We start from the raw sequence: 26,462 nt of genomic DNA on the forward strand, positions 1-26,462 counted from the left end.
GCCAGATCCGGCCCCGCGCCCGCTTGACCACGGGGGCAAAGCCGTGGCTAAGGTCGGGCGATGGTCAAGCAGGCAAGAAAACCGAGAAAGAAGAAGGCGGCCAATCCCGTCGCCGGTATCCCGCGCATGCCGAGCGCGCGGCAGATGCTGCGCTGGGCAGGGCGTGGTCTTGTTGGGGCTGCGGCGTTCTTTCTGCTGCTGGTTCTGGTCTACACTGTCCTCAATCCGCCGATGACGGCCTACATGCTGGCCGAAAGCGTCCGATACGGCGGGATCAAGCATGACTGGGTCAGCCTTGAGGAGATGTCGGCAGAGGTGCCGCGTGCCGTCGTCGCGGCGGAGGATGCGAATTTCTGCCTGCACTGGGGTTTCGACATGGCGGCGATCCGCGAGGCGATCGACCAGGGCGGGACGCGTGGGGCCTCGACCCTGACCCAGCAGACGGTCAAGAATGTCTTTCTCTGGCATGGACGAAGCTGGCCCCGCAAGGCGCTCGAAGCCCTGATGACGCCGGTGGTGGAACTGGTCTGGACCAAGCGCCGGACGCTGGAGATCTACCTGAACGTCGCCGAGTTCGGGCAGGGGGTTTTCGGAATCGAGGCCGCCGCGCAGCATTACTTCGGCATCCCCGCGCGGGAGCTGAGCGGGGCACGCGCCGCACTTCTGGCGGCGGCGCTGCCCGATCCGAAGGACCGCAACCCGGCGCGGCCCTCGGGCTACCTGCGCAAGCGCGCGCGCCAGATCGCCGAGGGGGCCGACACGATCCGCGCAGATGGCCGCGCGGACTGCTTCCAAGGTTGAACGGCGCCGGGGGCGGGGCTATCACGACATCAAACCGAGGCTCGAGATGACCCGACTTTACCACGTTCCACTGTCCCCGTTCTGCCGCAAGGTCCGCCTGACGCTCGCCGAGAAGCGGGTCGAGGTGGAACTTGTCGAGGAACGTTACTGGGAACAGAGCCCGGATTTCCTGCGCCGCAACCCGGCGGGAAAGGTGCCGGTGCTGAAGATCAATGGCCGGCTTCTGAGCGAAAGCCAGGCGATCTGCGAATACCTGGACGAGACGGTGCCCGAGCCGCGACTGATGCCGCGCGACGCCGAAGGGCGGTGCGAGGTGCGCCGGCTTTGCGCCTGGTTCGACGACAAGTTCCACACCGAGGTGACCTCGAAGCTGCTTTACGAGCGCGTCAACAAGAAGATCATGGGGCAGGGCTATCCCGAAAGCCGCAACGTCAAGTCCGGCGCGCAACGCATCAAGTTTCACCTCGACTACCTGAGCTGGCTTCTCGACCAGCGGCGGTGGCTGGCCGGGAACGAGATGACGCTGGCCGACTTCACCGCCGCGGCGCATCTGTCGAGCCTCGACTACATCTCCGACGTGGACTGGAACCGGAGCCAGAACGTCAAGGACTGGTACGCCAAGATCAAGTCGCGGCCGGCGTTCCGCTCGATCCTGGCCGACCAGGTGCCGGGCTTTCCTCCGCCCGCGCATTACGCCGATCTGGATTTCTGAGGGGTCGCGCCGGGGGCGCTGCCCCCGGACCCCCGGGATATTTTCGAAAAGAAGAAGGGGCGATCGTGGAGGCTCTGGCGCTGAAGGCGCGGCTGGTGGAGACGGCGCTGGCCGAGGGATTCTCGGGCGTGGGGTTTTGCGCGCCGGACGCCATCCCCGAGGCGGCCGGGCGGCTGGCGGCCTTTGTGACGGCCGGGCGGCACGGGCAGATGACGTGGATGGCCGAACGGATGGGATGGCGCGGCAATCCCGCCGCCCTTTGGCCGGAGGCGCGAACGGTGATCATGCTGGCCGAGGTCTATACGCCTGAGAGCGATCCGATGGCGGTTCTGGCCCTGAAGGACCGCGGCGCGGTATCCGTCTACGCGCAGGGGCGCGACTATCACGACCTGGTCAAGAAACGGCTGAAGCGGGTCGGGCGCTGGCTGCTGGCCGAGGCTGAAAAAGGCTCTGATCCAGCCGAAATCAAGGTTTTCGTGGACACTGCGCCGGTGATGGAGAAGCCTTTGGCGCAGGCGGCGGGGCTGGGTTGGCAGGGCAGGCACACCAATCTGGTCAGCCGGTCGCTGGGCAGCTGGTTCTTCCTGGGCGCGATCTTCACCACGCTCGACCTTCCGAAGGATGCGCCCGAGGCGGATCATTGCGGTTCGTGCCGCGCTTGTCTGGATGTCTGCCCGACGCGGGCTTTCCCGGCGCCCTACCAGCTGGATGCGCGGCGCTGCATTTCCTACCTGACGATCGAACATGTGGGGCCGGTGGACGATGACCTGCGCCCGCTGCTGGGCAACCGGATCTATGGTTGCGACGACTGCCTGGCGGTGTGCCCATGGAACAAGTTCGCGCAGGCGGCGCGCGAGACGGGCTATGCGGCGCGGGTTGGCGCACCTGCGCTGGCCGAACTTGCGGCGTTGGACGATGCAGGGTTTCGCGTGTTGTTCTCGGGCAGTCCGGTCAAGCGGATCGGGCGCAACCGGTTCGTCCGCAACGTCCTTTACGCGATCGGCAACTCCGAGAACTCCGCGCTGCTTCCCGTCGCCAGAGGGCTGGTCGGGGATGAGGATGCCGCGGTGGCCGACGCCGCGCGGTGGGCCTGCACGCAGCTTGTCAAAGTCGCGCCATGATTGTGCGATAGAGAGGCAGACCGGGCCTGTCACGCGCCGGGGACCGATGGATGCACGAAGAGGCGGATCGATCATGGACTACTTTCCGCAGCCGGGGACGACGGGATTCCTGATCCTGTGCGTCGGCATCTACCTTCTGATGATCAACGCGGTGACGCGGCTTCTGTGCAGGCAGGACAAGATCTGGCGCGAGGCGCAGAAACCCGGCATCGAGGCGCCGATCTTCATGGTTCTCGCCCTCATGGGGGGCTGGCCGGCGATGAAGTACGAGCTTTGGTTCGAGGGCAACCGCGCTGGCGGGAACGCGACGGCCTGGATCGTGACGCTGGTGGCGACCGCTTATGTCGGCGGCTACGCGGTGCTGGTGCTGCCGGGACAGTTGCCGGACATGACGGCGGGAGAGATGCTGAGCTACCTGATCCAGGGCGGTGAAGGGGACAGGGCCGCGCGTCTTCCGCGCCGCTTCGGGCCGGGGGCCGACGATTGACGCCGCGCTTCGTGAGGGTGGCGGACTCCGGTATGGTCATGCGGCCGATTCTGCCGCATGCTTGGGTTGTCCCTTCGGGGACGGACGAAAACCGCAAGGAGGAAAGCATGAGCCGGCACATCACCGACCGTCACGCCGCACCCGAGGGGGGCCGTCTGAAGAACTACATCGCGGTAGAGCGCGCCTCTGGCGAAAAGCGCCATCCGGCGATACGGGAACTGCATGAACGCGCCGCGACGCGGGACGATGCGGTCAGGATGCGCGAATACCTGCGTATCGAACGGGGCATTCGCGCCTGAAGGGAAGCGGCGCGCCCGGGGGCGCGCCGAAAGACCGGATTGGCGGCCGATCAGCTGCGGACCAACTTCTCGTATTCAAGCGCAACGCGCTTCGTCAGGTCGCCGACTTCGAAATTGTAGGTGCCGATCCGGCCCACCGGGGTGACCTCTGCGGCGGTGCCGGTCAGCCAGCACTGTTCGAAGCCCTCAAGTTCCTCGGGCATGATGTGCCGTTCGTGGACCTTGATCTGCATGTCCTTCAGCATCTGGATCACGGTCTGCCGGGTGATGCCGTTGAGGAAGCAGTCGGGCTTGGGCGTATGCACCTCGCCGTCCTTGACGAAGAAGATGTTGGCGCCGGTCGCCTCGGCGACGTAGCCGCGGTAGTCGAACATCATCGCGTCCGAGCAGCCCTTGGCCTCGGCCGCGTGCTTGGACATGGTGCAGATCATGTAAAGGCCCGCGGCCTTGGCCTCGGACGGGATGGTCGCGGGGTCGGGCCGGCGCCACTTCGCGATGTCGAGCTTGGCGCCCTTCATCTTCGCGTCGCCGTAGTAGTTGCCCCATTCCCACGCGGCAACGGCCAGGCGCACCGGGTTGCGTTTGGCGGCAACGCCCATGTCCTCGCCCGAACCGCGCCAGGCGATGGCGCGAACATAGGCGTTGTCCCAGCCGTTCGCCTTCAGCACCGCGTCCTTGGCGACGTCGATCTCCTCGGCGGAATAGGGGATCTCCATGTCCAGAAGCTCTGCGGAGCGGCGCAGGCGGTGGGAATGTTCGTGTCCCTTGAAGATCTTGCCGTTGTAGCAGCGTTCGCCTTCGAACACCGAAGAGGCGTAGTGCAGCGCGTGGGTCAGGATGTGCACCTTGGCATCGCGCCATTCGACCAGCTTGCCGTCCATCCAGATCTTGCCGTCGCGATCGTCATAAGCCCCGGCCATGTCATCCTCCTCGGGTCGTTCCGTTTGCGAAAGTTGCGCCGATTAGGTCCGAAGCGGACATAAAGTTGCGCGAAATCTGCGATTCGCTATCAGTTGAGTCTTGGAAAGTCAACAAGGCTGACATAAAATCATGGCGAAGACGAGCGAGGAGACCGGGGGGCATGTCGGCAGGCGGCGGCACGGCACAGGGTGGCGAGAGCCTTCTGTTCCTGACGGACGAACAGCTGCGGAAGGGAATCGAGGCGATGTTCTTCGCCTATCGTGGTTTCACAGCCGATCCGGACCGCATCCTTGAAAGCCATGCCTATGGGCGGGCGCACCACCGCGCGATCCATTTCATCCATCGTCAGCCCGGACTGACGGTCAACACCCTGCTGAGCGTGCTTGGCGTGACCAAGCAATCCCTGAACCGGGTGCTTCGTACGCTGGTGGAGGATGGACTTGTGGACTCGCGTGTCGGGCGACGCGACAAGCGCGAGCGGCATCTGTATCTTACCGAAAAGGGTGCGGCGCTGGAGCGGGAGCTTTCGGATGCGCAGCGGGCGCGCATGCGTGCGGCCTACCGCGCGGCCGGGCCGGCGGCTGTGGCCGGCTTTCGACAGGTTCTCGAGGCGATGATGGATCCGGATTTGAGGCGGTATTTTCAGATGATGAAGGACAGTGGTGCATGAGCGAGCAGCCGGACGTACACCTTCTGATCATCGACGACGACGAACGCATCCGGGGGCTTTTGCAGAAGTTCCTGGCGCGGCATGGCTTCTGGGTCACCGCCGCGCGCGATGCCGCCCACGCGCGCAAGCTTCTGGCCGGGCTGGAGTTCGATCTGATCGTCATGGACGTGATGATGCCGGGCGAGGATGGGGTGACGCTGACCCGCGACCTGCGGGCGGTGATGGACACGCCGATCCTTCTCTTGACCGCGAAGGGGGAGACGGCCGACCGCATCGCCGGGCTGGAAGCGGGAGCGGACGACTATCTGACCAAGCCGTTCGAGCCGCGCGAGCTGTTGTTGCGGATCAACGCGATCCTCAGGCGCGCGCCCGCGCCCGTGGTTGCCGACAAGACGCCCAAGGTACTGCATCTGGGGCCGGTGCGCTATGACATCGACCGCGGCGAAATGTGGAAGGGCGAGGCGCAGGTGCGGCTGACGGCGACCGAGGCCGCCCTGATGCGGATCTTCGCCGCCCAGCCGGGTGAGCCCATCAGCCGCGCGAAGCTGGTCGAGGATCTGGGCCGCAGCGGGCCCGACGGCGGCGCACAGGAACGTGCGGTCGATGTGCAGATCACCCGATTGCGCCGAAAGTTCGAGGCCGACCCGAAGCAGCCACGCTATCTTCAGACCGTGCGCGGCGCGGGCTACATGCTTGCACCGGAGTGACCGCGGCACCGTCGGAGCCTCCGGCGGGAGTATTTGCCGCCAGAATGAAGGGGCAGCGATGACGATCTTCTTCACGCACGAGGCGGGGCTGGCGCATGTCAATCCTCCGGGCCACCCCGAACAGGTGGCGCGTCTGGAGGCGATCCTGGCCGGGCTGAGGCACCCGGCCTTCGCCGCGCTTGAGCGCAGGCCCGCCCCCTTGGCGGAGGAGGCGGAGGTGCTGCGCTGCCATCCGGCAAGCTATCTGGAGCGGGTGAAGGCTGCGCAGCCTGAAGAAGGATGGTCGCACCTGGATGGCGACACCTTCCTGTCGCCGGGGTCGTTCGAGACGGCGTTGCGTGCGGTCGGTGGGGTGAACGCGGCGGTCGATGCGGTTCTGGCGGGGGAGGCGCGGAATGCCTTCGTCGCGATGCGCCCGCCCGGTCACCATGCCGAGACTGCGACGGCGATGGGGTTTTGCCTGTTCGGAACGGTTGCCATCGCGGCGAAACATGCGCTGGACCGGCACGGCCTGTCGCGTGTCGCGATCCTTGACTTCGATGTCCATCACGGCAACGGCACGCAGGATCTGCTGTGGGACGAACCGCGCGCGATGTTCGTGTCCTCGCACCAGATGCCGCTTTATCCCGGCTCCGGCTACGCCAGCGAGCGTGGGGCCCATGGCCAGATCCTGAACCTGCCGCTGCCGGCCGGCTCGGGCGGGGGCGAGATGCGCGTGCTGTGGGAGGGTGCGCTGGGCCGTGTCATCGGCTTCCGGCCAGACCTGATCCTTGTCTCGGCCGGGTTCGATGCGCACCGCGCCGATCCCCTGGCGGGCCTCAACTGGACCGAGGCGGATTTCGCCTGGCTCACGCATGCGATCTGCGATGTCGCCGACGAATGCTGCGGGGGGCGGGTGGTATCGTCGCTGGAGGGGGGCTATGATCTGACCGCACTCGCGGCCTCGGTCGCGGTCCATGTGAAGGTTCTGATGGAGCGGGACGGATGAACGATATTGCCGCGATGAGTTTCGAAGAGGCGATGAAGGCGCTGGAAGACGTGGTCCGGCAGCTGGAATCGGGCAATGTCGAGCTGGAAAGGTCCATCGGCCTTTACGAAAAGGGGGCCGCGCTGAAAGCGCATTGCGAGAAGAAGCTGAAGGAGGCGGAGGAAAAGGTGGAAAAGATCACCCTCGCCGCCGGGCAGCCCGTGGGAACCACTCCGGCCGAAGGGTTGTGAGTGTTCCCCGATCGTCTGAGACAGGTTCAGGCCGGGGTTCAGGCCGCGCTGGATGACGCGCTTTCCGATTGCGCCGACATCGCCGTGGTGCACGCAATGCGCTATGCGCTGCGGGGCGGCAAGCGCATCCGGGCCTTTCTGGTGATCGAGGGGGCGGCACTTTTCGGCATTCCCATGAGCCGCGCCATGCCGGCCGCCGCGGCGGTCGAGGCGCTGCACGCCTATTCGCTGATCCATGACGATCTGCCCTGCATGGATGACGACGACCTGCGCCGGGGCCAGCCGACGGTGCATGTGAAGTGGGACGAGGCGACCGCGGTTCTGGCGGGCGACGCGCTTCAGACCCTGGCGTTCGAGTTGTGCTGCGACCCGATTCTGGGGCCTTCCGACCGGCGGCTTGATCTGGTGCAAACGCTTGCGCGGGCCTCGGGGGCGGAGGGGATGGTGCTGGGCCAGGCGCTGGACATCGCGGCGGAAACCGCGCCGGAGCCCCTGACTTTGGCCGAGATCACCGCGCTTCAGGCCGGCAAGACCGGGGCGCTGATATCCTTTGCCGCAGAGGCTGGCGCGATCCTGGCCGGTGCGGACCGCAAGCCGCTGGCCGCCTATGCCCGTGCGCTGGGTCTTGCGTTCCAGATTGCCGACGACATCCTGGATGTGGAAGGCGACCCCGGCAAGGCGGGCAAGCGGCTGGGCAAGGATGCGGGTGCCGGAAAGGCGACCTTCATTTCCCATCTGGGGCTCGCCGGTGCAAAATCCCGTGCGCTTGCCCTGATCGAGGAAGCGCAAACCGCACTTTTACCCTATGGTGCGACAGCCGAGAACTTGAGAGAGGCGGCGCGCTTCGTTATCTCGCGCGAGATGTAGCCCCGGGATCCAGATGACCGACCGACCGATAACCCCCGTTCTTGACCGCGTGCAGGTCCCCGCCGACCTGAAGCGCCTGTCGGATCGGGAACTGCGCCAGTTGGCCGACGAGGTCAGGGCGGAAACGATCAGCGCGGTTTCCGTCACCGGCGGGCATCTCGGGGCCGGGCTTGGTGTCGTGGAACTTACGGTCGCGCTGCATGCCGTCTTCGAGGCGCCACGCGACAAGATCATCTGGGACGTGGGCCACCAGTGCTATCCGCACAAGATCCTGACCGGGCGGCGCGACAGGATCCGCACGCTGCGGCAGAAGGGCGGGTTGAGCGGTTTCACCAAGCGGTCGGAAAGCCCCTATGATCCGTTCGGGGCGGCGCATTCCTCGACCTCGATCTCGGCGGCGCTGGGCTTTGCCGTCGCCCGCGACCTTGGCGGCGACGCGGGTGATGCGGTGGCCGTCATCGGTGACGGCGCGATGAGCGCGGGCATGGCCTATGAGGCGATGAACAACGCCGGCCATCTGGGCAAGCGGCTGTTCGTCGTCTTGAACGACAACGAGATGTCGATCGCCCCCCCGGTGGGCGCGATGTCGGCCTATCTGTCGCGGCTTTACGCCGGCGCGCCGTTCCAGGAACTGAAGGCGGCGGCCAAGGGCGCGATCAGCCTGTTGCCCGAACCCTTCCAGGAAGGGGCGCGGCGGGCGAAGGAAATGCTCAAGGGCATGACCGTCGGCGGCACCCTGTTCGAGGAACTGGGCTTTTCCTACGTCGGCCCCATCGACGGGCATGACATGGAGCAGTTGCTGACCGTCCTGCGCACGGTCCATGCGCGGGCGACCGGCCCGACGCTGATCCATGTGCTGACAAAGAAGGGAAAGGGCTACGGCCCGGCCGAGCGCGCCACCGACAAGGGGCACGCGACGGCCAAGTTCGACGTGGTGACGGGTGAGCAGAAGAAGGCGCCGTCGAATGCGCCGGCCTATACCAAGGTCTTCGCGCAGTCGCTGGTCCGGCAGGCGGAGAAGGACGACAGGATCGTTGCCATCACCGCCGCGATGCCGGACGGGACCGGGCTGAACCTGTTCGCGGAACGCTTTCCTAAGCGGTGCTTCGATGTGGGCATTGCCGAACAGCATGCGGTGACCTTCGCGGCGGGGCTGGCGGCGGCGGGCCTGAAACCGTTCTGCGCGCTCTACTCGACCTTCCTGCAGCGGGGCTACGACCAGGTCGTGCACGACGTCGCGATCCAGCGCCTGCCGGTGCGATTCCCCATTGACCGGGCCGGGCTGGTCGGCGCGGACGGGGCCACCCATGCGGGCGCCTTCGACATCGCCTTTCTGGCCAATCTGCCCGGCTTCGTGGTCATGGCGGCGGCGGACGAGGCGGAACTGGTCCAAATGGTCGCGACCGCGGCGGCGATCGACGACCGGCCCTCGGCCTTCCGCTTCCCGCGCGGCGAAGGCGTCGGGGTGGAACTGCCCGAACGCGGCATCCCGCTCGAGATCGGGCGCGGCCGGATCGTGGCCGAGGGCGGGCGCGTCGCGATCCTGTCCTTCGGCACCCGCCTGGCCGAGGTGCTGAAGGCGCGCGAGGCGCTGGCGGCGCGCGGTCTGGCGCCCACGGTGGCGGATGCGCGCTTTGCCAAGCCACTGGACCGCGACTTGATCCTGCGGCTTGCCGCCGAACACGAGGCGTTGATCGCCATCGAGGAAGGCGCCATCGGCGGGTTCGGAAGCCATGTCGCCCAGCTTCTGGCCGAGGAGGGCGTATTCGACCGCGGCTTCAAGTTCCGATCAATGGTCCTGCCCGACAGCTTCATCGATCAGGCCGGCCCCGAGGACATGTATGCGGTGGCCGGCATGAACGCGCCCGAGATCGAGGCGAAGGTGCTTGAGGTTCTGGGCGTGGCCAGCGTCGGCGCGCGGCGGGCCTAGGCGTCTAACCCTCGGCCGCCAGCAGCGCGCACAGCCCGGCGCGGTAATCGGGATAGGCGAGTTTTACCCCCAGATCGCGCTTGATGCGGTCGTTCCGGACACGCTTTGACTCGGCGTAGAAGCTGCGGGCGAGCGGTGTCATTTCTGCCTCGTCGAACGGAACCTCGGGCGGCGGCGGCAGGCCCAGAAGGCGCGCGGCCTCGGTCAGCACATCCTCGGGCGGGGCTGGGTCGTCGTCGGAGACGTTGTAGACTGCTCCGGGGTGGGGCCGCGCGATCGAGGCGGCAAGCACGGCTGCGATGTCGTCCACATGGATGCGGCTGAAGAACTGGTTTTCGCGGATGATGCGCCGGGCGGTGCCGTTCTTCACCTTCTCGAAAGGACCACGGCCGGGGCCGTAGATCCCCGCCAGCCGGAAGATATGCAGGGGCAGGCCCGCGCGTTCGGCCAGGCGCTGCCATTGTCCTTCGGCCAGAACCCGGATCTGCCCGCGCCGGGTCGACGGGGTCAGCGGAGTGGATTCATCCACCCAGCCCCCCGCGTGGTCGCCGTAGACCCCGGTGGTGGAGAGATAGCCGACCCAGGCAAGATGCGGGGCGGCCGCGCCGATGGCTTCGGCAAGCTCGCGCAGCACCGGATCGCCGTCGTCGTCGGGCGCGACCGAGATCAGGATATGGCTTGCCGCGGCGATCGCGGGACGCAGGTCTTCGCCCGGCCAGACAAGCGCCTCGATCCCGGCGGCGCGCAGGCGGTCGGCCTTCTCAGCGCGTCGGGTGGTGCCGATGATGCGCCAGCCGGCAAGGCGGCGGGCGAGGGCTGCGGCGGAATAACCGTGGCCGATGGAAAGAAGCGTTGCGGTCATGGCGCGACTATCCTTTGGGTGGCTCGGGATCGCAAGGCTGCTTGATGCGGCTTGACGCCGCCCCCGCGGCGTGGCCCCATGACGCATGGCCGAAAACGACTTCGATCTGAATGACGCCTACGGACTGCGGTCGCGCGAGGATATCCTGCGCTACTATCGCACCCTCGCGCCCAACTACGATGACGACTTCGCCAAGGCGATGGATTTCCGCGTACCGGAACTGATCGCCGAGGCCTATGCTGCCGAAGCCGTCGGCCCGGTTCTGGACGTCGGCGCGGGGACCGGACTTCTGGCCGCCGAACTCAGACAGCGAGGGGTCGCGCCGATCGACGGCATCGACATCTCGCCGGAGATGATCGCGATTGCGCGCGGCAAGGGCCTTTATCGCAAGCTTCATCAGGCGGACGTGACGCAGCCACTGAACCTGCCCGACAGTTCCTATGTCGGCTGCGTCAGTTCAGGCACCTTCACCTTCGGTCATGTCGGGCCGGAGGCGATCGACGCGCTGCTGCGGGTGACCGAAAGCGGCGGCTTCTTCGCGTTCTCGATCCATTCCGGCGTCTACGCCGCCGCGGGTTTCGCGGCACGGTTCTGCGCGCTCGAGGAAGACGGCTGGATCACCGCCTTCCGGGCCGCAGACATCGCCTTCTACGGCCCCTCCGCGACAGGTCCGCACTCGCAGGACCGCGGCTTCGTCGTGACCTTCCGCAAGGTCTGAGCCTCAGACCACGACCGCCTGCGCCACTTGCTCGCCAACGCCAAAAACCCGCTTGTAGCGCTCGATCTCGGCTGCCGGCCCCATCGCCTTGTTGGGATTGTCCGACAGCTTGACCGTGGGCCGGCCATTCGCGCTGATGGCCTTGCAGACAAGGCTGAACGGCGCCAGCGCGTCGTTCGGCACGAGACCCCGGAAGTCATTGGTCAGGAGTGTCCCCCAGCCGAACGAAACCTTGACGCGGCCCACGAAGCGCGTGTGCAGTTCCTCGATCTTCTCGGTGTCGAGACCGTCGGAGAAGATGACAAGCTTGTTGCGCGGATCCTCGCCGCGCGACTTCCACCAGGCGATCGCGGTTTCGGCGCCAATAACGGGGTCGCCGGAATCGATGCGGATGCCTGTCCAGCCGGCCAGCCAGTCGGGGGCGTGTTGCAAGAACCCGGCGGTCCCGTAGGTGTCGGGCAGGATGATGCGCAGGTTGCCCTCATGCTCCTCATGCCAGTCCTCGAGAACGCGGTAGGGCGCCTGCCGCAGGTCCTCGTCGGTATCGGCAAGGGCGGCATAGACCATGGGCAGTTCGTGCGCGTTTGTGCCGATCGCCTCGATGTCGCGGCGCAGTGCGATGCGGCAGTTCGAGGTGCCGATGAAGGCGTCGCCCAACCCCTCGATCATCGCCTGCACGCACCAGTCCTGCCACAGGAAGGAATGCCGCCGCCGCGTGCCGAAGTCGGCGATCTTGAGGCCGTCGATCCGGCGAAGCCGCTCGATCTTTTCCCACAGTCGCGTCATCGCGCGGGCGTAGAGCACCTGAAGCTCGAACTTGCCCATCGCGGCCAGAACCGCGCGGGAGCGCAGTTCCATCAGCACGGCCAGCGCGGGGATTTCCCACAACATCACTTCCGGCCAATTGCCCTCGAACGTCAGCTCGTACTGATCGCCCACGCGTTCCAGATGATAGGGCGGCAGCTTCAGCGCCTCGAACCATTCCATGAACGCAGGCGAGAACATCTGCCGCTTTCCGTAGAAGGTGTTGCCGCGCAGCCAGGTCCCCTCCCCCCGCGACAGCGAGAGGGAGCGGACGTGATCCAGCTGCTCGCGCAGTTCGCCCTCGTCGATCAGGCGGGCCAGCGGGATGCGGGTCGTCCGGTTGATGAGGCTGAAGGTCACCTGCGTGTCGGGCCGGTTGCGATGGATCGACTGGCACATCAGGAGCTTGTAGAAGTCGGTGTCGATCAGCGACCGGACGATCGGGTCGATCTTCCAGTTGTGGTTGTAGACCCGCGTGGCGATATCGACCATGGGATGCCCCCTTTCCCTTGCCTATTACGTGACAGGCGGCGGCGGGTCAAAGGCCGTTTGCCGCGCCCTGAACGGGGCGGAACGTCAGGCAGCCCAGAAGATCGGCCTTGTTCAGCGGCTTGGTCAGAAACGCATCGAAGCCGGCGGCGATGCATGCCTGACGATCCTCGTCGAAGGCATTGGCGGTCAGGGCGACGATACGCGCGCGCGGCCGGTCGCCCGCCCGCTCCGCGGCGCGGATCCTGCGTGTCGCCTCGATACCGTCGAGTTCGGGCATCGAGATGTCCATGAAGATGACATCCGGCGACCAGTCGAGCGCGCGGGAAACAGCGGCCTTGCCGTCTTCGGCAAACGCGATTTCGGCTTTTGTCGCCGACAGCATCCGACCCACGATAAGGCGGTTCGTCGCATTGTCCTCTGCCACGAGGATCCGCAGCCCCGCAGTCTGGATCTCGGGCGGAGGTGTTGCGGCCGCGATGGGCCGGGCTTCCCGATTCTGCGCGACTGCGAGGCTCAGCGTCAGGCGAAAGTCCGAACCGGCCCCCGGGCTGGATCGGGCGGCAATGTCGCCGCCCATTTCACGGGCAAGCAGGCGCGAGATGGTGAGGCCAAGACCAGTCCCCCCGAAGCGCCGGGTAATCTCCCCGTCGGCCTGGGTGAAGCTGTCGAAGACATGCTCCAACCGGTCCTCGGCGATCCCGATGCCGGTGTCGATGACGCCGATCTCGACCTGCGCGATGTCGCCCGTTCGGCGCAGGCCCAGCGCGACCCGAACGCTGCCCGAGGGGGTGAACTTGATCGCATTTCCGACGAGATTCACGAGGATCTGCCTCAGCCTACCTTCATCGCCGATCAGGGGCGGCGTGTCGACGGGCAGGTCCGCGGCCAGGTCGATCCCCTTCGCCCGCGCCAGCGGTTCCATGAGGTCGATCACGCCGTTCACGCACGCGAATATGGAAAAGGGTTCTTTCCGGATCACCGGAGTGCCGGACTGCAGTCGCGCAAGGTCGAGGATGTCGTTGATGATTGCGAGAAGCGCGCGGCCCGAGTCGACGATCGTGTCCACGGCGTGCAACTGGTCAAGGGCCAGCGGACCTTCGCGCAGCAGTTCCGCCATCCCGATCACGGCGTTCATAGGCGTGCGGATTTCGTGGCTCATGGTGGCGAGGAAGCGTGTCTTGGCGCTGGCAGCGTCCTCGGCCGCCTGCCGCGCCCGCGCCAGTTCGGCCTCACGCTCCTTCATCGCGGAGATGTCGCGCTCAACCCCGATGGTCATTGCGTGGCTGCCATCCGGGTTGAAAATCGGGGTCAGACTGGTTTCCATCCAGAACCGGCTGCCGTCCTTGCGGCGGTTCAGCACCTCGATGCGGATCGGCACCTTGCTCTTGTGGGCCTCGATCAGCCGCCGAACCGTCTCGGGGTCGGTATCCGGGGCGTTCAGCAGATCACCGGGCATGCGGCCGACCGCTTCATCGAAGGTGTAGCCGGTGGTGCGGGTGAAAGTGTCGTTGACCCAGGTGATGCGGCCGTCCCTGCGGGTGATGACGACGCAGTCGTTGGCGTGTTCCGCGACCAGAGCAAGTTGGCGTGCCTTGGCCTCTTGTGCACGAAGGCGCGCCTTTTCGTCCAGCAAGGCGCGGTCGTAGGCCACCTGGCGTCGGTGCGCGCCGCGCACGAAGGACAGGAAGCCCGTGGTCATGATCATCAGGACCGCGATGCCGACAAGGTCGTAGCCGTGGCTTTCGACCAGTGCGACGCCCTGAACGGTTTCCCACAGGCTGCGGAGCGCCAGGGCGCTGAGCCCGCCCATATGGATCGCGATGCGGGCAAGGGCCGATCCGGTGTGGTGGGGAAGCGACAGGCCGGCATTGATGACGGCCGAGGCAAGGAAGGCGGAGACGAAGAAATCGGCGGCAAACCTGTCGGCGGACCAGAGCGTCAGCCCCACCGCCGCAAGGATGGTCGCGGCCTGGATCGCGGCTGTCACGGTGACGAGGGCGCGCGCCCCCCGTGGCACGACCCCCCCGCGCGCGGCACCCAGCACCGCGCGCAGCGCCAGGCAGTCGAGGCCCTCGCCCAGCAAGGCCAGGGCCATGACCGTCACCCCCATCTGGGGCGACGACAGCGTTGCGACGGCAAGCCCGCCCGTCAGCGTCAGGATCTGGCGCTGGGGAAAGCTGCGCAAACGGCCCCGGCAGTAGCGCAGGAACAGCCCATCTGGCGTGTTGCGAAGGTCGCCGGCCTGCGGCATCGCTTCGGCGTGATCGGGTTTTTCCTGTACCATGCCCGGCCTGTCGTGCGGAGCAGAGGGTCCGCCCGTTCACGATCAGTATCCCGGAATGGTTAACAAAACCTGATCAGAGAAGGACGACACCCGCCTCGGTCATGGCGCGGCGGGCGGTTTCGAGCGACCCGTCCAGGTCGATCGCGCGGCACGCGCTTTCGATCACGCTCACGCCGAAGCCGAGGCGTGCCGCGTCGACCGCCGAGTAGGCGACGCAGAAATCGGTCGCGAGGCCGACGAGCGTGACATGATCCACGCCGCGCGTCCGAAGATACCCCTCAAGCCCGGTGGGTGTCGTGCGATCGTTCTCGAAGAAAGCCGAATAGCTGTCGATGGCGGCACGAAACCCCTTGCGCAGGACCATGTCGGCGGGATCGGTCCGCAGCCCGGTGTGGAAGGCCGCGCCGGATGTGCCCTGGACACAGTGGACCGGCCAGAGCACCTGCGGACCGTAGGGCATCTCGATCAGCGAAAAGGCGGCCTTCCCGGGGTGGTTCGCGGCAAAGGAGGCATGGTCGGCCGGGTGCCAGTCCTGTGTCAGGACGCGGACCTGAAACTCTCTCATCAAGGCGTTGATCTCGGGGATGATCGCGTCGCCGTCGATGACCGCCAGGGCGCCCCCCGGGCAGAAGTCGTTCTGGACGTCGATGACGATCAGGGCGTCGGTTGCAGGGCGCATGGAAACCTCCGTTTCTTCCATGCGTAGGGGTGGGAGCGGCGCCGGTCAATCCCGGGCGCGCCCTTGCCCCGGAACCCGGCCGGGCGTATCAGCGCGCCATGCTGACGGTCGTCGCCCTATACCACTTCACCCGGTTCGAGGATCCCGCGAGGATTCGCGACCCCCTTCGCGCGTTGTGCGAGGGCTTGGGCGTGAAGGGGACACTGCTTCTGGCGCCCGAGGGCATCAACGGGACGATCGCCGGCAGCCGGTCCGGGCTCGACCAGGTTCTGGAGCACATCCGCGGGCTTCCTGGCTGCGCCGATCTCGTGTGGAAGGAAAGCGCCGCCGCGGTGCCTCCGTTCGGTCGCATGAAGGTTCGGCTCAAGCGAGAGATCGTGACCATGGGCGAACCCGACACCGACCCGCGCGCCGCGGTGGGGCGCTATGTCGAACCGTCCGATTGGAACGCGCTGATCCGGGCCAACGATGTGGCGGTGATCGATACGCGCAATGACTACGAGGTGCAGATCGGCACCTTCGCGGGCGCGATCGACCCCGGAACAAAGAGCTTTCGGGAGTTTCCGCAGTGGTGGCAGGCCAATGCGCACCGGTTCGAGGGCAAGCGGATCGCGATGTTCTGCACCGGCGGGATCCGCTGTGAGAAGTCCACCAGCTACCTCGTCTCTCAAGGGGTCGAGGAGGTGTTTCACCTCAGGGGCGGCATCCTGAAGTACCTTGAGGAGGTGCCGGAGGCCAACAGCCTCTGGCGCGGCGGCTGCTTTGTCTTCGACGGCAGGGTCAGCCTTGGACATGGACTTGAACCGACCGGGCACGATCTCTGCCATGCCTGCCGAAGGCCGTTGTCGGCTGACGACAAGGCGCGTCCGGAATACGAGGCGGGTGCCAGCTGCCACCGCTGCCTTTCGCAATATGGCGATGCAGACCGAGCGCGCTTTCGCGAACGCCATCGCCAGATGGAACGGGCTGCCGGACGCGGTGGCCGCCATGCTGGCAACTGCGACACGGGCAGGTGATCACCACAGCGCGACGATATCGCCCGCTGTCGTTCCATCTGAGAGAACCCGCCTGGCGCGGATCGGGAGGATGGCGCCGGCCGGGACATTCCGAAAGACCGTCGGCTGTCCGCCGGCCATGGTGACGGCAAGATCGCCGGTGCTGCCGACATAAACGGCGCGCGACATGGCTGCCAGATCGGTTTCGTTGCTGGGAGTGATGGCCGCCGCTTCGCGCGCTGGCGCGGTCAGGGTGGTCGGCAGGTCGGAATACAAGTCCATGTCGGGGCTCCGCAGGAGTTTGGTTTTCGGCGATCTGGCCTGCCCGGCCAAAGGCGCCGCCAAGTGGTTCTGCGGCAAGCGTGTTAACATCCCCGTTGCGGCGCGTTCGCCGATCTACTCGTAGTAGGCGTAGCCCGTCGTATCGTCGGGATATCGGCACTTGTTGAGCACCACCCCCATGACCTTGGTCAGTTGCCCCAGTTCCTTCTCGCAGAAATCGACGTTGGGCAACTTGCTCATTTCCGCGGCCACCACCAGCAAGGCGCAATCCGCCTTGCTCATCAGGTTCACATGGTCGTCCGAACCAAGCATGGGCGGAGTGTCGTAAATGATCAGATCGGGGCGCCAGTCCTCCTGGATGGCATCCAGGATATCCTTGGCGCGCTGGGACTGGAAAAGCTCGGCCGGGTTGCTTCCCGGCGCCTGGTTCAACCCGACGACCAGATTGTCGGAGATGCGCGCGGCGACATCGAAGAAGGGAACGTCGCCGGCCAGAACCTCATGCATGGAGTGGGGCGGCGTGTGCCCGACAATCTTGTGCAGGTTCGGGCGGCGGAAATCGAGATCGAACAGCATGACCCGCAGGTCCTTCTGCCGCGCGATGCTGAGCGCGAGGTTCAGCGCGATCGTCGACTTGCCGCACCCCGCTTCGGGCGAGGTGATCGCGAGGCGCTTCCAGCCGTTTTCCTGCATGAGCCGCAGGGCACGCGACCTGAGCAGGTCGTAGGGCGTGGCGTCGCGCCCGCCAAAAAGCGCGCTGATGCGGAACCTTCGCGCCCGGGCGGCAACGAATGGAACCAGCGGCACGGTTCCCCAGTCGACGGACGGCCCCGAACGGACCGGAACCGCAAGCGCGGACTTGCGGGCAGGTGCCGCCGCCTCCCGCAGGACGGCCTTGCGCCGTTCCCGTGCCTTGGCCATCGCCGCTTCAAGCTTTTCCATGCCTGCGCTCCGAACCTTCCCTAAAGCCGTATGCCAAGTTTCGCCGCGACCTTGGCCAGAAACAGATCCAGCGGCATGTAGTAGCTGTGAACCGCATAGATTGCCGCTGGCAACCCAATTCCGAACAGCGCGACCGCAAGCAGAACCGTCATGCGGCGCGCCTGGATCTCTTCAGGCGTCTGCATGTAGGGGATCGTCGCAATCGGGGTGATCCCGAACGCATCGACAAGGTCCTTGGGGCGCCGCACGGCGCGGTTCAGAAGTTCGATCAGCAGGACGAGGCCCAGTCCGGCCCCTATTCCGCCGACCATGCCGAGAAGCACGATCATGCGTCGCTTCGGCTTAGACGGAGAGTCGGGCTGGGTGGCCGGTTCCAGCAGCGACACGCGCGCACCCTTCGACAGGACCTCGATCCGCTCGCCGGTCGAGGCCGCGGCCAGGTTGGCGACGGCGGTGTTGTACTGTTGCTGGATGTTGGCGTACTCCCGCTCCAGCCCGTCAAGGCCGATCTTGACCTCGGGTGTACGGTCGATCGTTTCCCTCAGTGCCGCGATCTGATTGGTCAGCTCCGCCTTCTGGGCGGCCAGCTGCGCGAGCGTCGAGTCAAGGTCGGCAATCTGGAACTTCAATGTCGTTCCCGCACCGCCGGCCTCAAGGCCGGACATGCCGGATGCCGTCTGCTGGCGGACCGTTTCCTCCAGCACGTTCACCTTTTCTTCGAGGATCCGGATGCGCGGATTGGTTTCGGAGTAGATGATGCGTGCCTGCGCCAACTGATCGCGCAGGACGATAAGCTGGCGCGCCTCTTCGGTCGGGGGCAGCGCGCCCACCCCGCTCGCCAGCGCCGCATCGTAGATCGCCACGAGACGGGACTTCTGGTCGGTCGAAAGCCGGGTCTCGCGCTCGTTTGCCGCCAGCCTTTCCTGCAACTGGGCCAACTGGGACATGCGGAACTGAAGGGTATCCGGCAGCGCGTCGGCATTCGCGTTCTGATACTCGAGGATGTTGGCGCTCAGCCGGGCCAGGCGGTCGGACAGACGGGTGGTTTCCTGCTGGAAGAACTCCATCGTCTCCTTGGCGGATTCGATGCGCACATCGACATCGGCCGCAAGCACCAGGGTGACGAAGTCCGTCACGACCGCGTTGGCGATCTCGCTTGTCCGGGCGGTGAAGGCCAGGTCCATCAGCGTCGCCTGCTGCTGGCCGCCCCGAATGCCGATATCGGTGTGACTGACCATCTGCTTGACGATCTCGTTCGGGGTCATCTTCGCGATATCCTCGAACACCACGCGGTTGCGGGCGATCCGCAGCAGGTTTTCCCGCGTCATCAGCCGTTGCTGCAGGATCTGCAGCTTCTCCACCGCGGCGGCCTGAACGGTGGGGGCCGCCATCGCGTCCGGGATCTGCGAGGCTTCGAGCAGCAGTCGCGCCTCGGACTGGTACTGGGGCGGCAGGACGACCGCCACGGCGAGCGCCGCGGCGGTGATCAGGAAGGCCGTCGTCAGGAAGTAGGGCAGGCGCCTGCGGAAAACGGCAAGGTAGAAGGCAAGGTCCAGGTTCATCTACGCTTCTCGTCCTCGGCCTGGATCTGTGCGGCGAAGAACACGCCATCGTCCAGAACAGACTGGACCACATGTTCGTCCACACGGTGGTTGTCGGTGGTCCAGGCATAGAGCAGGGACATGTCGCAAAGCTGGTTCATCAGCCGCGGAACCCCGCGTGTGACTTCGAAGATACGCTTGATTGCACCGCGCGTGATCTCCTTGCCGGTTCCGCCTGCCGCGATCAGACGATGGGCCACCAGTTCGACGGCGCCGGCCTCGTCCAGCGGTTGCAGATGGAAGCTGGCTGCAATCCGCTGTGCGAGCTGGCGCAGGGAAGGATCGAGAACCATCTCCCTCAACTCGGGCTGGCCAACCAGAACAAGCTGTATCACCTCGTCCTTTCCGGTGTTGATGTTGGTGAGCATCCTCAGTTCTTCAAGACTTTCGCGCGACAGGTTCTGGGCCTCGTCGAAGATCAGGACGACCCTGCGACCCGCCGCGTATTCGTCGATCAGGAAGTCCTGTAGCCGCTGGAACATCTGGACGTAACCCTCACCCGGATCGAAGCGCAGGCCCAGCGCGTTGAGAACCCACTGGATCAGCTCGCCGCGACCGCCCTGCGCGTTCGAGATGAGGCCGACAGTGGCGCGCGACTCGAACTGGCGCAGCAACTCGCGCAAGAGCGTGGTCTTGCCGCAGCCGACGCCGCCGGTCACCAGAGTGATGGGTGCCCGCGACATGATGCCGAACTCCAGCACGGAATAGGCGCGGCGGTGCTGGGGCGACCAGAACAGGAAGTCGGGGTCGGGAACAAGCGTGAACGGACGTTCGCGGAAGCCGAAAAAGTCGAGGTAGAACCCGACCGGTGCGCCATCGCTGGCAGCAGCATCTGTCATGTTACCTGATCGGTTCATCGCACTCTAACGTCTTTCACTCGTCACCAACGGTCCCGCGGACGCAACGCGGAGGTTTCGCATGCCGCTCACCGCATGGACCCTCGGCCCCGGGAATCACTGGTACCTTGTTAGCTTGGATTCGAATCGAAGTCTCCCATCGAGGCTGCGCACTGTGCCGTCGCAGAAACAATATATAGCTCAGCACTACATATGTTGCCCTAGGGGAAACTCATGGTCCGGGCCTTTTGGCCTTTCATGGCAGCACATGTCTCAAACAAACCTCAGTGATGCCTTTTTTTCGCCAAAATCGCGATCCCAACCAATTGCCGATTTGTCGGCGTCCCCGCCAATGGTAAATGTAAGGAGTGCCCTCGTCGGGCCTCCTCTGGTGTAGTGAGTAGAGGGCGAATTGGCCCAAGGGGTCCGGGAGCTGCCCCCGGATGGTGTGCTGTATGACGTTGCAAATGAACGATCTTTCCGAGGCCCTGGCGCAAAGAGTAACGCCGACGGGGCTCGTCCATGTGCCTTACCAGTCCGGTTGGTACAGGAATTTTCTCAAGCGGGGTCTTGATGTGGCCCTGGTGATCCTGGGCTCCGTCGTGGCGGTGCCCTTGGTCGCGTTCCTCGCCGTTCTGGTGGCGCGTGACGGCCACCGGCCATTCTACTGGTCGGATCGCGTCGGCCGGAACGGTCGCACTTTCCGCATGCTCAAGCTGCGGACGATGGTGCCGGGCGCCGACAAGATGTTGCGCGACTATCTGGCCACGAACGAGGCCGCGCGGCAGGAATGGACCTGCAAGCAGAAGCTTGCCTTCGACCCGCGCGTGACGCGGATCGGCGCCTTCCTGCGCAAGACTTCGCTGGATGAGCTGCCTCAACTCTGGAACGTCCTGAAGGGCGAGATGTCGTTGGTCGGACCGAGGCCGATGCTGCCCGAGCAGCGTGACCTCTACAGCGGACTGTCGTATTACGCTCTGCGCCCCGGCGTTACCGGCCTCTGGCAGGTATCGGAGCGTAACGCCGCGGATTTCTCGCGCCGGGCCGAAATCGACAGGCAGTATGAACGCGACCTGACCCTGATGGGCGATCTGCACATCCTAACCTGCACCTTGCGCGTCGTCTTCAAGGGAACCGGCTGCTAAGCGGCCGGCCTTTGCCGGCCCCAGCAGCGCGCATGCGCAGGTATTGAGAGGGTTCCATGTCCATTCGTTCCGCGTTCCTGCTTGCCACGACTTCGGCGTTCCTGCTCGTCGCGTGCGATTCCCCGGAGGAGAAGGCAGAAAAGCATTTCCGTGCGGCGCTGGAATTTGTTCAGGCGGGCGATATCGAGCGCGCGATGGTGGAGTTCCGGAATGTCTTTGACCTGAACGAGACCCACCGCACCGCCCGTATCAGCTATGCCGAACTGCTGCGCGAAAGCGGAAGGACGGCAGATGCGTATGCGCAATACCTGCAGCTGAACGAGCAATTCCCTGACGACATCGAAGCGCTGACCGCGTTGTCGCAACTGGCGGTCGAGTCGGGGCGGCTGGACGATGCCGAACGGTTCAGTTCGGCGGCGCTGAAGATCGACCCGGCGAACATTCCGGTCCGCATCACGCGGGTCATGCTCGACTACACCCGCGCCATGGCCAAGGGCGATTCCGAGGCGATGAATGCGGCGATGGAGCGGGTTCCGGTGCTTCGTGTCGCACGCCCGGACGACATCACGTTGCGACGGGTCGTCATCACCGAGCTTCTGCGGAGAGGGGAGCTTGATGGCGCGCTGGCAGAGCTTGACCTGGCGATCAGCCAGTCTTCGCAGGATCGGTCGCTCTATGCTCTGCGACTGGCGATCCACATGCAGCGCAACGATGTCGAGGCGGTGGACGCGGAATTGGCGACGCTGACCCGCACCTTCCCCGACGACCCGGGGGTGACCGCGGCGATCGTCGAATGGTACGAGACCCGCGGCGCAACCGACCGAGCCGAGACCTATCTGCGAGACCGCGCCGACGCCCGTCGCGAAGACTCCGCCACGCTTGGCGAACTGCTTCGATTCCTGGTGGAAAAGCGCGGACTGGACGCGGCCATTGCGGAAATCGACCGCCGCCTGGCCGAAGACGGCCAGACCACCTTCCTGCGCGCTGCACTTGCATCGCTTCAGTTCGATGTCGGGCGCCACGACGAGGCGGTGAGGGACCTGCGCGACGCCATTTCTGCGGCAGAACCGCAAGAGGACGTCATCACCTACAAGCTCGCCCTTGCCCACATGCTGAAGGTCACGGGTGACCGTGCCGGAATGCAGTCCGTGGTGACCGAGATTCTCGAAGCCGACCCCGGCGAGACAGAGGCGCTCAAGCTTCAGGGCGGGTGGCTCATCGATGAGGACAAGACCGGCGAGGCGATCGCCGTCCTGGGGCGCGCACTGGATCTGGCGCCGCAGGACGCAGCCGTGATGACCCTGCTTTCCGATGCCTACGCACGCGACGGCGAACGCGACCTGGCCCGGCAGTATCTGGCCATGGCGGCGCGGGCGTCCGACGCCGCACCGGAAGAATCGTTGCGCTACGCGCGCTTTCTGATCGCGGAGGGCGATCGGCTGGCTGCCGAGTCGGTGCTGATTTCCGCCCTCAAGCGTTCGCATGCCCATACGGGCCTTCTTCAGCAGCTGGGGGAGGTTTACGTCGAGCTTGAGGACTGGCTGCGGGCGGAAGACGTGGCAAAGGCGATCGAGAGCGTGGGCACGGAAGACGCGCGCATCCGCGCCCTGCCAATACGCATGGCTGTCTTTCAGGCGAGGGGGCAGAACGAGGCCGGGGCGGCCTATCTTGAAACGGTGACGGACGCCGGCACCTCGGGACGGATGGCACAGATTGCCGCGATCCAGTCGCAACTCGATACGGGCCAGGTGGCCGCCGCGATTGAGGCTGTCGACAGACTGCTGGCGACATCGCCGGACGACGCCGAACTGCGCTATATTGCGGCGCTTGCGCGCGAAAGGTCCGGCGACCTTGCGGCGGCATCTGAAGGCTATCAAACGCTTGTCGATGAAGGCCGCGCCGATCCGCAAACCTGGGCCGGGCTGGCGCGAGTCCTGATCCTGATGCCTGGGCGAATGGGCGATGCCGCGGGGGTGCTTGATCAGGCAATCGAAGTCCATCCGGGGCATCCCGGACTGATGTGGGCGCGCGCCAGTGTGCATGAGCACATGGGTGAATATGACCAGGCCATCGCCATCTACGAGGATCTCTACGGCCGCGACAGCTCAAGCGCCATCGCCGCCAACAACCTCGCCAGTCTTCTGTCCACCCACAGGGCGGGCGATCCCGAAAGTCTTGCCCGCGCCCGCGTCGTCGCCCGTCGTCTGCGCGGAAGCACCGAAGCGCCGTTCCAGGACACCTACGGCTGGATTGCCTATCTCTCGGGTGACTACGATACCGCGCGCAAGGAACTTGAGGCGGCAGTGGGCGTTCTGGGCAGTGACCCGCAGGTCCGCTATCACCTCGCGATGACCTATCAGGCGCTGGGCCAGATTCGCGAAGCGCGCGAACAATATGAAATCATTGACCAGATTGTCGCCCCGAATGACACGCGTGACTTCGTCAAGGAAACCCGTGCATTTCTGGAAGACACAGGCCCTGCGACCAAGGTTGACTGAAAATGCTTCCAAAACAACGCGCTAAGACCCTCTTGCGAGCAAATATCGTTGAGGCCGTGATAACTTACCCTTTGGCGGTCAAAGTCTTTTGCCGTAATCTCGCCACAGTTCCTGTCTGATTGGGTGCCCTCATGTACAAGCTTCTTCTCGGCCTCGTCCTGGCCGCACTGACCGCCCCGCTCGCGTGGGCGCAGGATTCCTACACCATCCGTTCCGGTGACGTGCTCCAGATGGAGGTGGTCGAGGATCCAAGCCTCAATCGCAGCCTGCTCGTGCTGCCCGATGGCAGCATCTCCGTTCCTTCGGTCGGCACTGTCCGTGCCGCCGGACAATCCGTCGATTCCGTGCGGTCGGCAATTCAGGGCGCGCTGTCACCCAACTTTGCCTCCCAGCCCACGGTTTATCTGGCCATCGGACAGGTTGCCCCGGCCGGTGGGTCGGGCGGCGCAACCATCCCCGTCTACATCATGGGCGAAGTCACCAATCCGGGTAAGATCCGGGTTACCAAGGGGACGACTCTGCTGCAGTTCCTTGCAGAAAGCGGCGGCCTGACGCGCTTTGCTGCAACAAAGCGCATTCAAGTTCAGCGCACGGATCGCAAAACCGGCGAAGTGAAGGTATACGGTTTCGACTACAAGGCGGTTCAGAACGGCGGCATGGCCAAGAATATCGTTCTGAGCAGCGGAGATGTGATCGTCGTGCCGGAGCGCCGACTGTTTGAATAGGACGGGGACAGAGTGGGAATAACGGGGAAGCGGTTCGCAGTTGCTGCGACAGTCATCACCCTTGCACCGACTTTCGCCGCTGCCCAGACGGGTGGCGGCGAAGGCAATCCGGGCGGGTTTCAGATCGACATCGGGCTGACGACAGGGCTGACCTATGACAGCAACCTGTCACTCGATCCGGGAGGAGACAGCGCGACAATCTGGGATACCGGCCTGACCGTCGCCCTGTCGAGCGTGACCCCCAGCCAGCGATTCGACTTCGTCGTCGGCGGTGTGCTGCGCTACATCGACACCGAAGGCGACAGCGAGTTCGGGCTTGAAGATCCGCGTGCCCGGTTTGGATACTTGCGCGAAAGCCTCAACAGCCGTCTTGAGTTTGCGGCAAGTTACAGTGACGTGGATCGTGACTTCCTCGATCCGTTTACCGATGTGACTGACGAATCGGGTGACAGCGGCACGGTCGCCACCACCGACGTCGAACTGCGCTACGAAACGGGTCTGCAGGAGCCTTTCGGCTTCAGCGTCGACCTGACGCACAACAAGATCGACTACTCCGACACGACCGACCCCGATCTTGAGGATAGCCAGACCGACCGGGCGATCGTTGAGGCTCGCATGCGGCTGTCGTCCGTCAGCACGGTCACGGTCTCTGCAGATCGCGAATGGTACGAGGCGGACGACGCCGAACAAACCGATCGTGACTCGGAAACCTATCTTGCCGCACTCCGCCACGAGATGGGTCCGACGCTGACGCTGGACGCCAGCCTTGGCCATACCCGGATCGAAACGGAAGAATTCGGCATCACCGAGGTCGATTCGGGCGCCGTCGGGTCGATCGGCCTGACCCGTGCGCTGGGGAACGGCACCGCCAACGTGCTTCTGGCCACGCGGATCGAGACCACCGGGCGGCGGACCGAGCTGACCTTCGGGCGAGAGATGGAACTGCCGCGCGGCAGTCTTGAGGCAATGCTCGGGGCCAGCAGGGGTGACGATGGCGATATCGACGCGATCGGCAGCCTGACTTACGTCCAGCGCACCCGCAGCGGCGAACTGACGGCATCGGTCTCGCGTTCGGCTTATGCCGACGACGACGACGAAAGCGTGCTGGACACCCGTGCTGCGGTCACCTACCGGCATGAGATCAACGCCGTTTCCCGCCTCGATCTGGGCGTGGAGTGGAGCCTGGTCGATCGTTCGGCCGGCGGCATCCCGGATGAAACCGACTATACCCGCGTCAGCGCGGCCTATACGCGCGAACTGACCGTGGACTGGGATCTGACGGGCGGTATCAGCCATCGTACACGGTCCGACACAGATGAGGGTGACGCCGACTCGACTACGGTCTTCGTCACGCTTTCCCGCAACTTCAGCTTCCGCCCCTGAGGGAACTCAGTCGTCATCGACCTTGCCGCGCAGCGCCTTGACGGCGCTGCGTTCGGCCTTTGACTGAAGCCTTCGCCGTTGGCTGCCCAGGGTTGGCCGCGTCGGGACGCGCTTTTTCGGCGCGACCAGGGCAAGGCGGATCAGTTCCACCAGCCGCTCCCGCGCAAGCTCGCGGTTCTGCGCCTGACTACGGCTTTCCTCTGACCGGATCACGATGACGCCGTCTTCGGTCCAGCGACGGCCCGCCAGCCGCTTCAGCCGGGCCTTGACAGGGGCGGGCAGGTGGGGGCTGCGTTCGGCTTCGAAGCGCAGTTCGACGGCGGTGGAAACCTTGTTCACGTTCTGACCGCCCGGCCCCGAAGCGCGGATGAAGCTTTCGCTCAGTTCCCAGTCCGCGATGGCGATGGCGTCGTTTATCCAGAGCATGCGGATGTTCTGGGGTCAGCTTCGACTTCGGTCAAGTGGGATGCCGCTTCGGTCGGG

At 65.3% G+C, this 26,462-nt stretch carries 27 protein-coding genes; 17 read left to right on the forward strand and 10 right to left on the reverse strand.

Translation table 11 applies throughout. From position 1 onward, the window contains the following. Positions 1-60 precede the first annotated feature (60 nt). The 5 genes from mtgA (at position 61) to N5I32_RS17780 (ending at position 3,420) form a co-directional block, all read left to right on the forward strand. On the forward strand, positions 61-801 hold the full coding sequence (gene mtgA / locus N5I32_RS17760; protein WP_439648215.1) for a monofunctional biosynthetic peptidoglycan transglycosylase: 741 nt from the start codon (positions 61-63) through the stop codon (positions 799-801). Between the two features lie 46 nt (positions 802-847). Further along, positions 848-1,513: an FtsZ-binding protein FzlA gene (fzlA, locus tag N5I32_RS17765; RefSeq protein ID WP_261497252.1), complete on the forward strand. Its 666-nt coding sequence runs from the start codon at positions 848-850 to the stop codon at positions 1,511-1,513. A gap of 74 nt (positions 1,514-1,587) precedes the next feature. Continuing rightward, positions 1,588-2,634, forward strand: coding sequence for a tRNA epoxyqueuosine(34) reductase QueG (queG, locus tag N5I32_RS17770; RefSeq protein ID WP_261497332.1), 1,047 nt, complete (start codon positions 1,588-1,590; stop codon positions 2,632-2,634). A gap of 73 nt (positions 2,635-2,707) precedes the next feature. Next, on the forward strand, positions 2,708-3,121 hold the full coding sequence (locus tag N5I32_RS17775) for a hypothetical protein (protein ID WP_261497253.1): 414 nt from the start codon (positions 2,708-2,710) through the stop codon (positions 3,119-3,121). 107 nt (positions 3,122-3,228) lie between these two features. Then, positions 3,229-3,420, forward strand: a complete 192-nt coding sequence (locus N5I32_RS17780; RefSeq protein WP_261497254.1) for a hypothetical protein — start codon at positions 3,229-3,231, stop codon at positions 3,418-3,420. A gap of 50 nt (positions 3,421-3,470) precedes the next feature. On the opposite strand, the gene N5I32_RS17785 is transcribed toward N5I32_RS17780, so the two are convergent. Beyond that, a complete protein-coding gene (locus N5I32_RS17785; RefSeq protein ID WP_261497255.1) occupies positions 3,471-4,340 on the reverse strand; it encodes a branched-chain amino acid aminotransferase in 870 nt (289 codons plus the stop codon). Positions 4,341-4,501: 161 nt separating this feature from the next. On the opposite strand from N5I32_RS17785, the gene N5I32_RS17790 reads away from it, so the two are divergent. From N5I32_RS17790 to dxs, 6 genes are read left to right on the forward strand one after another with little or no spacing between them, the layout of a single operon-like run. Beyond that, on the forward strand, positions 4,502-5,011 hold the full coding sequence (locus N5I32_RS17790) for a MarR family winged helix-turn-helix transcriptional regulator (RefSeq protein ID WP_261497257.1): 510 nt from the start codon (positions 4,502-4,504) through the stop codon (positions 5,009-5,011). Further along, positions 5,008-5,718, forward strand: a complete 711-nt coding sequence (locus N5I32_RS17795; protein WP_261497258.1) for a response regulator — start codon at positions 5,008-5,010, stop codon at positions 5,716-5,718. The genes N5I32_RS17790 and N5I32_RS17795 overlap by 4 nt, the downstream gene beginning before the upstream one ends. A gap of 58 nt (positions 5,719-5,776) precedes the next feature. Continuing rightward, positions 5,777-6,706: a histone deacetylase family protein gene (locus N5I32_RS17800; protein WP_261497260.1), complete on the forward strand. Its 930-nt coding sequence runs from the start codon at positions 5,777-5,779 to the stop codon at positions 6,704-6,706. Continuing rightward, positions 6,703-6,936, forward strand: coding sequence for an exodeoxyribonuclease VII small subunit (locus N5I32_RS17805; protein WP_261497261.1), 234 nt, complete (start codon positions 6,703-6,705; stop codon positions 6,934-6,936). Before N5I32_RS17800 ends, N5I32_RS17805 begins: the two co-directional genes overlap by 4 nt. After that, complete coding sequence (locus tag N5I32_RS17810) at positions 6,937-7,803, forward strand: polyprenyl synthetase family protein (RefSeq protein WP_261497262.1); 867 nt, start codon at positions 6,937-6,939, stop codon at positions 7,801-7,803. 13 nt (positions 7,804-7,816) lie between these two features. After that, a complete protein-coding gene (dxs, locus tag N5I32_RS17815) occupies positions 7,817-9,733 on the forward strand; it encodes a 1-deoxy-D-xylulose-5-phosphate synthase (RefSeq protein ID WP_261497263.1) in 1,917 nt (638 codons plus the stop codon). A gap of 4 nt (positions 9,734-9,737) precedes the next feature. On the opposite strand, the gene N5I32_RS17820 is transcribed toward dxs, so the two are convergent. After that, positions 9,738-10,595, reverse strand: a complete 858-nt coding sequence (locus N5I32_RS17820) for an SDR family oxidoreductase (protein WP_261497264.1) — start codon at positions 10,593-10,595, stop codon at positions 9,738-9,740. An 85-nt stretch (positions 10,596-10,680) separates the two neighbouring features. Between N5I32_RS17820 and N5I32_RS17825 the strand changes: the two genes are divergently transcribed. Continuing rightward, positions 10,681-11,313, forward strand: a complete 633-nt coding sequence (locus tag N5I32_RS17825; protein ID WP_261497265.1) for a class I SAM-dependent DNA methyltransferase — start codon at positions 10,681-10,683, stop codon at positions 11,311-11,313. A 3-nt stretch (positions 11,314-11,316) separates the two neighbouring features. On the opposite strand, the gene pncB is transcribed toward N5I32_RS17825, so the two are convergent. The 3 genes from pncB to pncA all read right to left on the reverse strand — a co-directional run bounded on the left by pncB (position 11,317) and on the right by pncA (position 15,572). Next, positions 11,317-12,609, reverse strand: a complete 1,293-nt coding sequence (gene pncB / locus N5I32_RS17830) for a nicotinate phosphoribosyltransferase (protein WP_261497266.1) — start codon at positions 12,607-12,609, stop codon at positions 11,317-11,319. 46 nt (positions 12,610-12,655) lie between these two features. Then, a complete protein-coding gene (locus tag N5I32_RS17835) occupies positions 12,656-14,893 on the reverse strand; it encodes a hybrid sensor histidine kinase/response regulator (protein WP_261497267.1) in 2,238 nt (745 codons plus the stop codon). 73 nt (positions 14,894-14,966) lie between these two features. After that, on the reverse strand, positions 14,967-15,572 hold the full coding sequence (gene pncA / locus N5I32_RS17840; RefSeq protein ID WP_261497268.1) for a bifunctional nicotinamidase/pyrazinamidase: 606 nt from the start codon (positions 15,570-15,572) through the stop codon (positions 14,967-14,969). Positions 15,573-15,670: 98 nt separating this feature from the next. Here pncA and trhO point away from each other — a divergent pair, with 98 nt between their 5' ends. Next, the gene (trhO, locus tag N5I32_RS17845; RefSeq protein WP_261497269.1) at positions 15,671-16,588 is read left to right on the forward strand and encodes an oxygen-dependent tRNA uridine(34) hydroxylase TrhO; all 918 of its coding nucleotides are present in this window, start codon (positions 15,671-15,673) and stop codon (positions 16,586-16,588) included. Here the strand turns inward: trhO and N5I32_RS17850 are convergent, their stop codons facing one another. The 4 genes from N5I32_RS17850 to N5I32_RS17865 form a co-directional block, all read right to left on the reverse strand. Beyond that, complete coding sequence (locus tag N5I32_RS17850) at positions 16,589-16,843, reverse strand: spike base protein, RCAP_Rcc01079 family (RefSeq protein ID WP_261497271.1); 255 nt, start codon at positions 16,841-16,843, stop codon at positions 16,589-16,591. It lies immediately after the preceding gene. Between the two features lie 120 nt (positions 16,844-16,963). After that, entirely contained in the window at positions 16,964-17,791 is an 828-nt protein-coding gene (locus N5I32_RS17855; RefSeq protein WP_261497272.1) for a CpsD/CapB family tyrosine-protein kinase, read from the reverse strand. Between the two features lie 20 nt (positions 17,792-17,811). Beyond that, positions 17,812-19,353: a GumC family protein gene (locus N5I32_RS17860; protein WP_261497273.1), complete on the reverse strand. Its 1,542-nt coding sequence runs from the start codon at positions 19,351-19,353 to the stop codon at positions 17,812-17,814. Beyond that, positions 19,350-20,231 (reverse strand): ExeA family protein, encoded by an 882-nt coding sequence (locus N5I32_RS17865; protein ID WP_261497274.1) that lies wholly within the window; start codon positions 20,229-20,231, stop codon positions 19,350-19,352. Before N5I32_RS17865 ends, N5I32_RS17860 begins: the two co-directional genes overlap by 4 nt. 464 nt (positions 20,232-20,695) lie before the next feature. On the opposite strand from N5I32_RS17865, the gene N5I32_RS17870 reads away from it, so the two are divergent. The 4 genes from N5I32_RS17870 (at position 20,696) to N5I32_RS17885 (ending at position 25,979) form a co-directional block, all read left to right on the forward strand. Continuing rightward, the gene (locus N5I32_RS17870) at positions 20,696-21,373 is read left to right on the forward strand and encodes a sugar transferase (RefSeq protein ID WP_261497275.1); all 678 of its coding nucleotides are present in this window, start codon (positions 20,696-20,698) and stop codon (positions 21,371-21,373) included. Positions 21,374-21,429: 56 nt separating this feature from the next. Then, complete coding sequence (locus tag N5I32_RS17875; RefSeq protein ID WP_261497276.1) at positions 21,430-23,871, forward strand: tetratricopeptide repeat protein; 2,442 nt, start codon at positions 21,430-21,432, stop codon at positions 23,869-23,871. Between the two features lie 131 nt (positions 23,872-24,002). Continuing rightward, positions 24,003-24,596, forward strand: a complete 594-nt coding sequence (locus N5I32_RS17880) for a polysaccharide biosynthesis/export family protein (RefSeq protein ID WP_261497277.1) — start codon at positions 24,003-24,005, stop codon at positions 24,594-24,596. A gap of 12 nt (positions 24,597-24,608) precedes the next feature. Then, positions 24,609-25,979, forward strand: coding sequence for a porin family protein (locus N5I32_RS17885; protein WP_261497278.1), 1,371 nt, complete (start codon positions 24,609-24,611; stop codon positions 25,977-25,979). A gap of 6 nt (positions 25,980-25,985) precedes the next feature. On the opposite strand, the gene arfB is transcribed toward N5I32_RS17885, so the two are convergent. Next, positions 25,986-26,405: an alternative ribosome rescue aminoacyl-tRNA hydrolase ArfB gene (arfB, locus tag N5I32_RS17890; protein WP_261497279.1), complete on the reverse strand. Its 420-nt coding sequence runs from the start codon at positions 26,403-26,405 to the stop codon at positions 25,986-25,988. Between the last annotated feature and the right edge of the window lie 57 nt (positions 26,406-26,462).

It is taken from the genome of Albidovulum sediminis (assembly GCF_025380365.1).
Lineage (GTDB): Bacteria > Pseudomonadota > Alphaproteobacteria > Rhodobacterales > Rhodobacteraceae > Albidovulum > Albidovulum sediminis.